Source organism: Nocardia sp. CWNU-33 (assembly GCF_046764895.1).
GTDB lineage: Bacteria > Actinomycetota > Actinomycetes > Mycobacteriales > Mycobacteriaceae > Nocardia.
This window is the reverse complement of record NZ_JBKOQN010000003.1, coordinates 104,211-116,441: the sequence shown is the minus strand read 5'-3', so window position 1 is coordinate 116,441 and position 12,231 is coordinate 104,211. Positions and strand designations below refer to the sequence as shown.

Sequence of the window (12,231 nt, the reverse complement as noted above, 5' to 3'; positions counted from 1 at the left end):
TCAGGCCGGCGGATTCAGTCGGGCATGCATGAGATACACGTTGTAGCTGTCCCACGCCGAAATCGTGAAGTAGAGATCCTTGTCCGTCGACCACGGATGGATGAAGCCGCCATAGGACTTCGGATAGTCGGAGGTCGAGACAAGCGGCACCGCATCGGTCCAGGCGCCCTGGGCCGCGGCGGCCGTACGCATCACGATGGCGCCGCGCGCCGAATCCAGGTACACCATCTGCCACTGCTGCGATGCCTGATCGAAGCGCGCCGACAACTCGCTGGCCATGCCGAGAAACAGTGGGGTGGCCTGGTTTTCGGCGGCCGGCGCCCACGTTCCGCCGACCCAGTATTGGTAGGCCGACTTGTTCAACACCTCGGCCTTCCGCACCCTGGCCAACCCGATCATGCCGATACGACCGTTGGGGGTGCCGAACATGTAGACGTAATCACCCTGCACCGCCATGGCCGCCACCTGGAAGCGGCCGATGCCGAAGAGGTTGTCCCACTTGGCATGCTGATCCTTGGTCCAGGTGCGCCCGTTGTCATCGGAGTAGGCGAGGCCGCCGTAGTTGGTCCACCACAGTCCGGGGATCCGGCTCCACCGGTTCACCGACATGTAGCTCAGGTACTGGCGATCACCGATCGCGAACCCGGAAGTCGGGATGGTGGTCGTCTCCCAGTTCTTGATCTTGCGGCTGCCCAGCAATTCGACGGCGTGGCAGCGGCTGTCCTGGACCATCGTGTCGATGGTCAGGCCGTCGGACAGATCGCGATCGGTGCTGTAGCCGAGGACGTTGCTACGCCAATCCTGGTCTTCACCACCCATGCCACCACCGCCCCAGCCGGTGCCGAAGGTGTCGCCGAACACCACGGCGACCTCCCCCGGTTTCGTCTCCCACATCAGACCGAGATCGGTGCCGTCGACCTGCCAGCGCATGTCGGTCCGGTTCTCCGAACCGTGTCCGGTCAGCTGTCCGACCAGCCGCACCGAGTCCACTCGAGGCGCGGCGACCGCTGGGGCGAGCGCGTCGCGTTCGGCCGGATGCACCACCGGCGGTGGCGCGGGTTGCGCAGGCGCGCCCTCGCGGCCGGTTACGGCGATCGGAATGGGCTCGATCTCGGGCCTGATCTCGATGCGCGGCAACGTGATCGGCCCGCCCGACCCGGAGCCGCTACCTGAGCCCGAGCCGGAACTCGAGCCGCTCTGCGGAACAGCACCGGGGACTGGGTCCGGGTCGGTGCTGCTCTCCTGCGGTTTGGGCGAGTCGCGAATGTCCGGGCACGGATTGCCGCACGGGTCCGCCGGCAGCGGCTCGGGATCTATGCGGGTGTTGTCCTGCGGCGGATCGGGCACCGGGACCGGCGTGAACTGTGGAATCGGGATCGGGATATCGATCTGCGGCGGCAAGGGCGGCGGCGGTGGTGCGTTCGGGTCCGGCTCTCGGGCGAGTGGGTCGAAGCCGGTCTCGCCGCAGCTGTTCACCGGTGCCGGCGCCCATGGGTGCGGCGCTGCCTGCGCGGGTGTGGGTACCGCGAGCAGTCCCGCGAGGAGCACGCCGAACAGTGCGGGAGCACCGGAAGAAGTGACGCCGATTCGGGATGTCACGTCGGGTCGTATTTCTGTCGTCACTTCGCGGCGACGGGTAGGAACGCTCGCGACCTGTTCGGCAGAAATCGCATGTGTTCTTGCCTCCCTGTCGAATCGGGTTGCCGAAAGATCAACTTTATCGGACCGCGGGGTCCGAATGCGGGAGGGCGAGCGAATTGAATCGATCCGGCTCAGCAGGGAACCGAAAGCGGGCCCGTTGCGTCCAAAAAGACATGAGCGAGATCGAGTACGTGTTCGGGACGGGTGACGGCACGGTTCATGTCTGGTCCAGCCAGGCGGATTTGGAGCTGTCGGGCCCCGGCGTCGCCGATGCACTGCAACTGGATTTCGACGGTGACGGCCTTGCCGATGACGCACTATGGGATTCCCACGGCACCGGCATCGCCGATGTGGCGGCGCTGGATCTGGACGAGGATGGCGTCCTCGATCATTTCTATACCGACCCCTCCGGCCTCGGCACGTGGAATCACCTGGTCACCGGCTCCGCGTCCGATGCTGGCAGCGAGCAGCTCGATTGGATCGTGCGCACCGGCCCGGCGCCGGACCATGATGTCGGCGCGGGAACCGGCACAGCACCAGCAGAATCCGATGCGCCGCTCGGCTATCCGTCGGCGTTCGCCGACCGATTGGTGCCGCTGGATCAGATCGGCGCATTACCCAACCAACGCGCCGCAACGGGCGACCATACAGCCGAACAGCTCAATTTCGAAGGGGGAGTCGGCGAGTCGTCAGAGGGTAGCGGGTCTGCGCCGTGAATTGAGCGCGATGGCCGCTATTCCGGCGCAATATATTCCGGCACCCGCAATCACGACGGCAAGCGAGCGTCCGTCGGCCGGGATCACCAGCGCCGTGATCGCGATCGCCAGGACGAAGGCAATGTTGAAGACCGTGTCCTGCAACGCGAATACCTGGCCGCGCCGTGTGTCATCAATATCGATCTGCATCGTCGCGTCACCGGTCAATTTGATCGTCTGCCCTGCCAATCCGAACAGAAAAGCACCGACGAGCAGCAATTGATGCGCCCGGTGCGCGCCGGGACCGGCCGCGGCGACCGCAGTGGGAGTGACAAACACCAATTGGACCAGCGTCGCTGTCAGCAGCCCGGCGATCACTGTCCGCGGCCGACCGAGCCGAGGTATCAGCCATGGCGCCACGATCGCGGCGACCAGCATGCCCGCCGCGGCCGCACCGATGGCGAGCCCGAACCGCGTCAGCCCGTTGTTCATGGTGCTGCCGTCGGCCGGGGCCTGACGCAGCACCAGCACCATGATCAGCGTGTTGGTGCCGAACACGATCCGGTGCGCGCCGATACCGAGCATCGCGGTGGTGACGTGCACCGATCCCCAGACCGCTGCAGCACCGTGGCGCAGGCCGGTGGCGATCGCCCGCACCGCGCTCTCCTCGGCCGTGTTCTTCCGCTCCGGGCCGAGCACCCTGGCGGCGAACCCGGCCGCGAGAACCGCACCCACGATCGACCAGACGCCGCTGATCGCCACGGCGAGCGCTGAAGCAGCATCGCCCGCACCGATCAGTCCGATGATCGACACCGACGCCGCGGCACCGACGCCCGCGCACGCCGAAGCAACCGTCGCGAGCACCGAATTTGCGGCAACCAGCCAGTGCTGGTCCAGCACCCGAGGCAGCGCCGCCGACACACCGGACAGCACGAATCTGCTGATCCCGACCACCGCAAGCGCAAGCAGCAGTAGCGGTTTCGCACCCGCACCCGCCAACAGCCCGATGCTCACCGCGCCGATCAGGACCGCTCGCAGCACATTGGCCACCAGCAACACCGCGCGTCGATCCCACCGGTCGAGCAGCGCCCCGGCATACGGGCCGATCAGGGAGTACGGCAGCAGCAACACCGCGAAGGCTGCCGCGATCGCAAGCGGATCGGTTTCCCGCTCGGGATTGAACAGAATCGCCCCCGACAGCGCCGCCTGAAACATGCCGTCACCGAACTGCCCGGTGAAACGCACCAGCGCCAGCCGCAGCACACCTGGGCTTTCACGCAGCACGCTCCGTAGCGAAACGTGCCGCTCATCCGCTGGTATGGAGCTCTCGGAGCGACCAATAGACACGCCGCGAGGCTACTGTGTTGAATTTGCGGCGCCTTCGGCGCCGCGTGTTCGCTGTGTTTTTTGGCAACGCCTGCGGCGTTGCGTGTTCGCGGCCCCCTTGGTCTCGCTTCCGAGCCGTCGAGACTCGCGACTTCGTCGCATGCGCTTCGACGGCTCGGAAGCGAGACGGGCCGCGAACTTTAGTGCTCGGTCTCGCTGCGCTCGGAAGGTGTCATCGTGCCGGGTGGGGGCGTTGGTAGTTGAGCTTGCGACTTTGGTTTAGGCGCTTAGGGGGCTGTAGGCGCTCAGGGGCTGTAGAGGTGGGATGCGCCCTGAACTCTGGTGCTCGGTCTCGCTTCGCTTGGAAGGTGTCATCGTGCCGAGTGGGGCGTCGGTAGCTGAGCTTGCGACTTCGGTGGATGGTCTCGGGCTGCTGTGGAGGTGGGACGGGGCTGCGGACTCTGGTGGCAGGTCCTTGCTGCGCTCGGAAGGTGCCATCACGCCGAGAAAGGCGCGTCGGTGTGGGTGGCGCGGATAGTTGTGACTTCGGCGCATGCGCTTCGACGGCTCGGAAGCGACACGGGCCGCGAACTCTGGTGCTCGGTCTCGCTTCGCTCGAAAGGTGTCATCGTGCCGAGTGGGGGCGTCGGTAACTGAGCTTGCGACTTCGGTGGATGCGCTTCGGCTGTTGTGAGAGGTGGGACGGCCGCGAACTCTGGTGCTGGGTCTCGCTTTGCTCGGAAGGTGTCATTTGTGCCGAGTGGGTGTGCCGGTAGCTGATCTTGCGACTTTGGTGGCGTGCAGCGGCTGTTGTGGGGTGGGACCGGTTGCGAAAGTCTGGGGTGTCGCTGCGCGGAAGGTGTGATCGTGTGGAGGGGCGTGTCAGTGGCGAGCTTGCGACTGTGTCGGTTGTGCTGCGGCTGTCGGGGATCTTGCTGCGAGAGGGTGTCGTCGGGTGGGTTGTGGGTGGTGCTCTCGGGGTGACGTTGGAGGCACTTGCCGTGTGAGTTGGTTGTGAACGGACGCTGGTAAGAGTCGTCAGTTGGGTGCGGTCAGGAGATGTCGACGAGCATGCTGACTGTTTTTCGCATGTCGGGCGCCATCGGGAGGGTGGGGAGGGCGGTGGCGTCGATCCAGGCGAAGGCGTCGTGTTCGCCGGGGGCAAGGGCCACCTCGCCGGGTTCTACCTCCGCCACGAAGCTGTATTTGCGGACCCTGGCCTTGGTCCGGGTGGCGTAGTCGAACCCGCCGAGGAAGTCGGTGATGTTGCGTACGCGCAGGCCGGTCTCCTCGAACAGCTCCCGCGCCACGCATTCGGCGAAGGTTTCCCCGGATTCGACTCCGCCGCCGGGCAGTTCGTACATGCCGCCGCGGTAGTCGTCCGGGACCCGGCGCACCAGCAGAAGTTTGTGGTCGCGGAACACGGCGACGCCGACGACGAAATCGGAGATGTCGTCGCGGCGCGCCTCGTCGCGCAGCTGCCGCTCGATGTCGGCGAGCGCTTCGGGTCGCATCTGGTTCTCACCTCCGGTTCCGTTGTGGCACATCATGTTATGAAGGCGGCCTCCGGCGGTGGGATGTGCTGCTCCGGTGTCGAGCCGGTCGGCCCAACGAGGCGACCTACCGATCGGTTCTGCTCGCCTGCCGTTCACCCGCTGGTCGCTCGCGTAAAATGCCGAGTGCAGGACAATTTACTAGGAATTCGGAGTACCGCGACTGAAGTGCTCCTACCCTGAAAGGTGATCGGTGCACGGTCCCGAGAGGAGGACCATGATGTCCACACTCACGACACCACACATCGATGTCCATCGTGGCGGCGACCGCATGAAAACGCGCGTGTCCTGGCTCGATTCGAAGCACTCGTTCTCCTTCGGTGAGCACTACGACCCTGACAACACCCATCACGGCCTGCTACTCGTCAATAACGAGGATATTGTTTCCCCCGGTCAGGGGTTCGATACCCATCCGCATCGGGACATGGAAATCGTCACCTGGGTGCTCGGCGGCAGCCTGGTGCACCAGGATTCGCTCGGCCACAGCGGCATCATCTACCCGGGTCTCGCGCAGCGGATGAGTGCGGGCACCGGCATTCTGCACTCGGAGAAGAACGACTCCTGGCGGCTGGACGGCAACAGCGCCGAACACGACGAGCCTGTGCATTTCGTGCAGATGTGGGTGGTTCCGGACGAGCCGGGGCTGACGCCGGGCTACCAGCAACTCGAGATCGACGACGAACTGGCCGGCGGCCGTCTGGTGACGGTGGCCTCTGGGCTGGCGCGCTACCGCGACAAGACCGCCATTGCGATCGCGAGCAGTCATTCCGCGCTGCATGTGGCCAGAATGGCGGGACTGGAGCCGGACGACACCGAGCAAACGATCGACCTACCCGACGCGCCCTACCTGCATGTGTTCATCGCGCGCGGCGAGGTCGAAATGGAAGGCGTCGGGACACTTTATGAGGGCGACGCCGTGCGCCTGACCAGGTCCGGTGGCCAGCGGGTCATCGCGCGCAGGCCCTCCGAAGTGCTGGTCTGGGAGATGCATGCGCGCCTCGGCGCGCAGTAAGCGGTGGCCTCGCCTTCGCTCGGGCCGAGCGCGGTTCAGGACCGACTTCGTCGGCCGGTGTTCTAGTAAGGCGGTGGCCTCGCCTTCGCTCGGGCCGAGCGCGGTTCAGGACCGACTTCGTCGGCCGGTGTTCCAGTAAGGCGGTGGCCTCGCCTTCGCTCGGCGCAGCGCAGGGTTTCAGGTCGTGTTCAACGTTCGAACGACGTTCGCGGCATTAACATCCCTCAGTAGGGAGCGCGATCAGTAGGGGACTGCCGTGTGCATGCCCCGCGGGACTGAGAGGAAGTCCATGTCGCAACATCCGCCGCCTGGTCAGTATCCACCGCCCGGCGAATATCCAGCGCCTGGTCAAGATCCGCCACCCGGCCAATATCCACCGCCTGGTCAATATCAACCGCCCGGTCAATATCCGCCACCCGGTCAGTACCCGCCGCCGGGTCCGTACCAGCAGGGTCAGCCGAACTATTGGCAAGAGTCGCCCAAGGGCAAGGGTCTGGCGATTACCGCGCTTGTGCTCGGCATCATCGCCTTCCTGACCTGTTGGACTCTTGTCGGCGGCTACGTCTTCGGCGCCTTCGCGATCATCTTCGGCCTGATCGCGTTCGTGAAGACGCGTTCGGGCACAGCGGGTGGCACCGGCATGGCCGTCACCGGTCTGATCCTCGGTGTGCTGTCGCTGGCCGCCGCGATCCTGTTGTCGATTGTCGGCTGGAGCTTCTTCGTCGACTCCGGCGGCAAGGACTTCCTCGACTGCGTGAACAAGGCGGGCAATGATCAAGCCAAGATCGACCAGTGCACGCGGGACTGGAACCGAACACTGGAGACCAAGTACAGCGTGACCATTACGCCTGCGCCGGTCCCGACCTACTGACGCCGCAGCGCCGTGCAAGCCCGGGTCGCGGCGACGACCTCGGCGAGTTCGGGGCGGAAGTCGCGCTCGGGCGCTGCGATCCAGGTTCGGTAACCGCTGTGTTCGTCCGCGGGTGAGGGCAGCACGATATTGCTGCCCGGCAGCGCGACCGAGGCGCAGACCCGGAACAGGTCGGAGAACAGGGCCATGTCCAGGTACGAATTGTCGGTGGGTCCGGTCAGGAAGGTCCAGCGGCCCGAGCGCGGGTGCGCGATGATCGGGCCGTTGCGCGCGCCGAGGTGGTCGCGCACGTGTTCGCCGAGTACCGCAGGCATGACCACCGCCCCGACCGCCCCGACTTCCAGCATGATGCGCCCGAGCGCGGGATCCACGACACCGTAGAGCCCGTGGTCCTTGCGGTAGCTGCGGCAGCGCGTAATGGCTTCTTGGGCGGTCGCGAATTCCTGTCCGGGCGACATCGGCTGCACACGGGTCTGTCCGAACACTTCGTGGCTATCTGTTGTGCTCATGACGAACCTCGCCTCGATGCTCAGTTGATCGAAATGAAGTGGATCGAAATGATTCGTGGAACGGCCGCTGAAATCGACCCTAGACCTGCGCAACATGCTTGACAATAGTCACACGCCGGTAAGTCGACCGGCGTAACATCGCCTGTCATGGCACCCGTCTCGCCTACCGTTGCCCGCTGGGAACTGGTGCTTCGCCTGCGCGAATTGCGCGAACAACGGGGCTTCGATTCGGCCACCTTCGCCAAACGTGTCGGCTTCACCCCGGCCAATTGGTCGCATGTCGAGAAGGGCAGACGGGTGTTGACTACCAACACCATCGGCCCGGTGCTGGAGCTGCTCGAGGTCGACGTCGAGGAGCGCGAGGAATTGCTCGCCCTGCTCGAGGCCAGCAAGCAGCGCGGTTGGTGGGCAAAGTCTTCCGCGCTGATCGGCCCGGAGTTGCAGCGGCTCTATGGCATGGAGTCCGGCGCGCAGAGCATCCGAAGCTACGACAGCCTTGTCGTGCCGGGGCTCTTGCAGACCGAGGACTACGCCCGGGCCCTGATCAGCGCCGATGTGATGATCAGGCCGGTGCAGGTCGAGCAGTTGGTCGCCATCCGAATGCGCCGCCAGGAGCGGTTGCGCGGCAAAAACCGCATCGAGCTGACCGCCGTGATCGGCGAGGGCACCCTCCTACAGCAGACCGGCGGACCGAAGGTGCTCTACGGACAGCTGGAGCACCTGGCCGCGCTGATCGAGGAGCTCGACAGCATCGAGGTGCGCGTCATCCCGTTCTCCGCTACCGCGGGCGCGGTGCTCGGCGGCTCGAGTTTCCATCTGATCGACTTCGCGGGCGAGCAACTGCCGACCTTCGGCTGGGCGGAGAGCGCGGTGTTCGGCGGCGCCGTCGACGACCCCGAACAGGTGCGCGATCTGAGCTTCGCGTACGTGCGCGCACTGGAGCAATCGTTGAACCGTGACGAGTCATTGGCCCTGATCAGCCGGTATGCCGGAGTGTAAAATTCTGCCCATGGCCACCACCGCTACCGCCCGGTCGGTTTCTACCGGCTGGTTCACATCGACTCGATCGAACAACGGCAACCAATGCGTCGAGGTCCGGTTCGATGGTGATGCGGTCCTCATCCGAGACAGCAAATACCGCCGCAACCCGGCCAATCGCCCCGCTGAAGAGCCCATCATCACCGTTACTGCCGACGAGTGGACCTCGTTCCTGGACACCATTGTCCGCGGGCGCACACACAGCGATCTAACCGCGAGCACCTCCGCCGACGGGCACACCATGCTCCGCCGCGGCGAAACCACACTCACTTACACCCCTGAAGAGTGGGACGCCTTCCTCGCCGGCGTTCACGACGGCGAATTCAACCGCATCATTCTGCCCGCATGATCACTCCCCCGGCCGCACCGCGGCCGGGGCAACCCTCCGGCGCCCGGTCGCTGCGATCGGCATACTGGAGATCGTGACTTCCGAGCTGACCAGTCCCTCCGGTATCGACCTGTCCTACCTCGACGCGGCCGTGCGGGTGCAAGACGACCTGTTCGCGCACGTCAATGGCGCCTGGCTCGACACCTACGAGATACCGGCGGATCGTGCGGTCGACGGCGCCTTCCGGACGTTGTACGACCAGGCCGAACTCGACGTGCAGACGATCATCCAGAACGCGGCGGCATCCGAATCCGAGCCGGGCAGCGATGCCCGCAAGATCGGCGACCTGTACTCGAGCTTCATGGACACCGAGGCCGTGACGGCCGTCGGGCTCGCGCCGATCGTCATCGAGCTCGCGGCGATCAAGGAGGTCGCCGACCGGAGCGCCTTCGCCGCACTGCTCGGCCGACTGCAACGCACCGGTGTCGGCGGCGCGCTCGGCTTCTACGTCGACACCGACGACAAGGACTCCAACCGGTATCTGGTGCATGCCTCCCAGTCCGGGATCGGCCTGCCCGACGAGTCCTACTACCGGCAGGACGAATTCGCCGAGATCCGCACCAAGTACATCGCGCATATCGGCCGCATGTTCGCGCTGGCCGCCGCCGATCCACAGCTCGCGGGTCTCTTGCCGGACGATCTGGACACCGTCGGGCAGCAGGTGTTCGAGCTGGAGCGCAAGCTCGCGGCCGGGCACTGGGACGTAGTGCGTCGCCGCGACGCCGAACTCGGCTACAACCTGACCACCTTCGACGAGCTGACCACCCAGAATCCCGAATTCGATTGGACCGCATGGACTTCGGCCCTGGCCGAAGACAGCACGGCAACCGGCCCCGAGCTCTTCGCGGAAGTGATTGTGCGGCAGCCGGATTATGTGCGGACCTTCGCACAGACCTGGGCCGCGGAGTCGACGGCCGACTGGCAGGCCTGGGCCGCATGGCGGGTGATCCGCTCGCGCGCGGCGTATCTCACCGACGCGGTGGTCGAGGAGAGCTTCGACTTTTTCGGGCGTACTCTGACCGGCGCGCAGGAGAACCGGGAACGCTGGAAGCGTGGCGTCTCGCTGGTGCAGGATCTGCTCGGCGAGGCGGTCGGCAAACTGTATGTGGCCGAGCATTTTCCGCCCGAGGCCAAGGCACGAATGGTGGAGTTGGTTGCCAACCTGCAGGAGGCCTACCGGCGCAATATCGCCGCACTGGATTGGATGGGCCCCGACACCAGGGCGGCCGCGCTGGCCAAGCTGGAGAAGTTCACTCCGAAGATCGGCTACCCGGACAAGTGGCGCGACTACTCCGGCGTCGTCATCGATCCCGCCGATCTGGTCGGCAACTACCGGCGCGGCCATGCCGCCGAGCACGACCGCGACCTGAACAAGCTCGGCGGCCCCGTCGACCGCGATGAGTGGTTCATGACCCCGCAGATGGTGAACGCCTACTACAACCCCGGCATGAACGAGATCGTCTTCCCCGCCGCCATTCTGCAGCCGCCGTTCTTCGACATGCATGCCGACGACGCCGCCAACTACGGCGGTATCGGCGCGGTGATCGGTCACGAGATCGGGCACGGATTCGACGACCAGGGCGCCAAGTACGACGGCGACGGCAACATGATCGACTGGTGGACCGACGACGACCGCACCGAATTCGGCAAGCGCACCAAGGCATTGATCGATCAGTACAGCGTGCTCTCGCCGAAGGACCTGCCCGACGAGCACACCGTGAACGGCGAGTTCACCATCGGCGAGAACATCGGCGATCTCGGTGGTCTGTCGATCGCGCTCGCGGCCTACAAGATTTCGCTGGCGGGCGCCGAGGCCCCGGAGCTCGATGGTCTCACCGGCCTGCAGCGCGTCTTCTTCGGCTGGGCGCAGGTGTGGCGCACCAAGGCCCGCACCGAGGAAGCGATCCGCCGTCTCGCCGTCGACCCGCACTCCCCACCCGAATTCCGCTGCAACGCCGTGGTTCGCAATATCGACAGCTTCCACGAAGCCTTCGACGTCAAGCCGGGTGACAGCCTGTATCTGGACCCGGCCGAGCGCGTCCGGATCTGGTAGCTGCTCCACCGAGCCCCTGCATCCCGGGTCAGGCCGGGATGCCGGGGTGCTCCCGATGGTCCGATGTCAGCGCAGGCGCAGCTCGGTGGCGCCGTCGAAGAAGAAGATCTCGTCGAGTTTGGGCCGTAGCCGCAGCTGATCGCCGAGGGCGACCTGGAAGCGGCGGTCCACGCGGGCAACCACCTTGCCGGAGTGGCTGTTCCACTCCTCGGTGATGCCGTGGCTGTAGATGAAGGACTCGGCGCCGAGTTCCTCGAGGAGTTCGGCGGCGACGGCGAGGCCGTCGGGTTCGGTGGTGACTTCCCACGATTCCGGGCGTACGCCGACGACAACGCGATCGGTCTGCACACTGTGCGGCAAGGGAATTCGCAGGTCGCCGAGCACCGCGGCGTTCTCGCGCACCGGTGCGTCGAGCAGATTCATACCCGGCGAGCCGATGAAACCGGCGACGAAGGTGTTCACCGGATTGTCGTAGAGTTCGCGCGGCGCAGCGATTTGCTGCAGCTTGCCGTCGCGCAGCACCGCGACCCGGTCACCCATGGTCATCGCCTCGACCTGATCGTGGGTGACGTACACCGTGGTGGTGCCGAGCCGCTTCTGCAGGGCGGCGATCTGAGATCGGGTGCTGACCCGTAGCTTCGCGTCCAGATTGGACAGCGGCTCGTCCATGCAGAACACCTGTGGACGCCGAACGATGGCGCGGCCCATGGCGACTCGCTGGCGCTGGCCGCCGGAGAGTTTCGCGGGCTTGCGGTCGAGCAGCGCTTCCAGCTCCAGCATCTTGGCGGCTTCCTGCACGCGAACCATGGTGTCGGCCCTGCTCATTCCCGCATTGCGCAGGGCGAAGCCCATGTTCTGCGCGACGGTCATATTCGGGTAGAGCGCATAGCTCTGGAACACCATCGCCACATCCCGCGCCCGCGGCGGCAGCCCGGTGACGTCCTTGCCGCCGATCAGGATTCGGCCCGCCTCGACCGACTCCAGTCCGGCGAGCATGCGCAGGCTGGTCGACTTGCCGCAGCCCGACGGGCCGACGAGGACGATGAATTCCCCGTCGGCGATATCGATGTCGAGGCTATCGACAGCAGGCGTCGGCGCACCGGGATACAGATGCGTCACCCCGTCGAAGTGCACTGTTGCCATGC

General features: G+C 65.6%; 11 protein-coding genes. 6 read left to right on the top strand and 5 right to left on the bottom strand.

From position 1 onward, the window contains the following. Positions 1–1,599, bottom strand: coding sequence for a DUF4185 domain-containing protein (locus ACLMAL_RS04910; protein ID WP_411997985.1), 1,599 nt, complete (start codon positions 1,597–1,599; stop codon positions 1–3). A gap of 215 nt (positions 1,600–1,814) precedes the next feature. On the opposite strand from ACLMAL_RS04910, the gene ACLMAL_RS04905 reads away from it, so the two are divergent. After that, on the top strand, positions 1,815–2,357 hold the full coding sequence (locus ACLMAL_RS04905; RefSeq protein ID WP_411997984.1) for a hypothetical protein: 543 nt from the start codon (positions 1,815–1,817) through the stop codon (positions 2,355–2,357). Here ACLMAL_RS04905 and ACLMAL_RS04900 read toward each other — a convergent pair. Then, on the bottom strand, positions 2,331–3,677 hold the full coding sequence (locus tag ACLMAL_RS04900) for an MFS transporter (protein ID WP_411998143.1): 1,347 nt from the start codon (positions 3,675–3,677) through the stop codon (positions 2,331–2,333). The genes ACLMAL_RS04905 and ACLMAL_RS04900 overlap by 27 nt on opposite strands. Before the next feature lie 1,037 nt (positions 3,678–4,714). Continuing rightward, positions 4,715–5,176, bottom strand: a complete 462-nt coding sequence (locus ACLMAL_RS04895; RefSeq protein WP_411997983.1) for an NUDIX hydrolase — start codon at positions 5,174–5,176, stop codon at positions 4,715–4,717. A gap of 259 nt (positions 5,177–5,435) precedes the next feature. Here ACLMAL_RS04895 and ACLMAL_RS04890 point away from each other — a divergent pair, with 259 nt between their 5' ends. After that, the gene (locus ACLMAL_RS04890) at positions 5,436–6,227 is read left to right on the top strand and encodes a pirin family protein (protein WP_411997982.1); all 792 of its coding nucleotides are present in this window, start codon (positions 5,436–5,438) and stop codon (positions 6,225–6,227) included. A 289-nt stretch (positions 6,228–6,516) separates the two neighbouring features. Then, complete coding sequence (locus ACLMAL_RS04885) at positions 6,517–7,098, top strand: DUF4190 domain-containing protein (RefSeq protein ID WP_411997981.1); 582 nt, start codon at positions 6,517–6,519, stop codon at positions 7,096–7,098. On the opposite strand, the gene ACLMAL_RS04880 is transcribed toward ACLMAL_RS04885, so the two are convergent. Beyond that, positions 7,092–7,607 (bottom strand): hypothetical protein, encoded by a 516-nt coding sequence (locus ACLMAL_RS04880; RefSeq protein ID WP_411997980.1) that lies wholly within the window; start codon positions 7,605–7,607, stop codon positions 7,092–7,094. The genes ACLMAL_RS04885 and ACLMAL_RS04880 overlap by 7 nt on opposite strands. A 147-nt stretch (positions 7,608–7,754) precedes the next feature. Between ACLMAL_RS04880 and ACLMAL_RS04875 the strand changes: the two genes are divergently transcribed. The 3 genes from ACLMAL_RS04875 (at position 7,755) to ACLMAL_RS04865 (ending at position 11,086) form a co-directional block, all read left to right on the top strand. Then, complete coding sequence (locus ACLMAL_RS04875) at positions 7,755–8,606, top strand: Scr1 family TA system antitoxin-like transcriptional regulator (RefSeq protein WP_328407697.1); 852 nt, start codon at positions 7,755–7,757, stop codon at positions 8,604–8,606. 10 nt (positions 8,607–8,616) lie between these two features. Then, positions 8,617–8,994: a DUF397 domain-containing protein gene (locus ACLMAL_RS04870; RefSeq protein ID WP_406234825.1), complete on the top strand. Its 378-nt coding sequence runs from the start codon at positions 8,617–8,619 to the stop codon at positions 8,992–8,994. 73 nt (positions 8,995–9,067) lie between these two features. Further along, a complete protein-coding gene (locus ACLMAL_RS04865; protein ID WP_411997979.1) occupies positions 9,068–11,086 on the top strand; it encodes a M13 family metallopeptidase in 2,019 nt (672 codons plus the stop codon). 66 nt (positions 11,087–11,152) lie between these two features. Here ACLMAL_RS04865 and ACLMAL_RS04860 read toward each other — a convergent pair whose 3' ends face one another. Continuing rightward, entirely contained in the window at positions 11,153–12,229 is a 1,077-nt protein-coding gene (locus tag ACLMAL_RS04860) for an ABC transporter ATP-binding protein (protein WP_411997978.1), read from the bottom strand. Positions 12,230–12,231: the final 2 nt, after the last annotated feature.

What these genes read in the sequence shown, in the direction of transcription:
- ACLMAL_RS04860 (WP_411997978.1), bottom strand. Translation starts at nt 12,229, where the DNA reads ATGGCAACAGTGCACTTCGACGGGGTGACGCATCTGTATCCCGGTGCG.
- ACLMAL_RS04875 (WP_328407697.1), top strand. Translation starts at nt 7,755, where the DNA reads ATGGCACCCGTCTCGCCTACCGTTGCCCGCTGGGAACTGGTGCTTCGC.
- ACLMAL_RS04885 (WP_411997981.1), top strand. Translation starts at nt 6,517, where the DNA reads ATGTCGCAACATCCGCCGCCTGGTCAGTATCCACCGCCCGGCGAATAT.
- ACLMAL_RS04890 (WP_411997982.1), top strand. Translation starts at nt 5,436, where the DNA reads ATGTCCACACTCACGACACCACACATCGATGTCCATCGTGGCGGCGAC.
- ACLMAL_RS04880 (WP_411997980.1), bottom strand. Translation starts at nt 7,607, where the DNA reads ATGAGCACAACAGATAGCCACGAAGTGTTCGGACAGACCCGTGTGCAG.
- ACLMAL_RS04905 (WP_411997984.1), top strand. Translation starts at nt 1,815, where the DNA reads ATGAGCGAGATCGAGTACGTGTTCGGGACGGGTGACGGCACGGTTCAT.
- ACLMAL_RS04870 (WP_406234825.1), top strand. Translation starts at nt 8,617, where the DNA reads ATGGCCACCACCGCTACCGCCCGGTCGGTTTCTACCGGCTGGTTCACA.
- ACLMAL_RS04895 (WP_411997983.1), bottom strand. Translation starts at nt 5,176, where the DNA reads ATGCGACCCGAAGCGCTCGCCGACATCGAGCGGCAGCTGCGCGACGAG.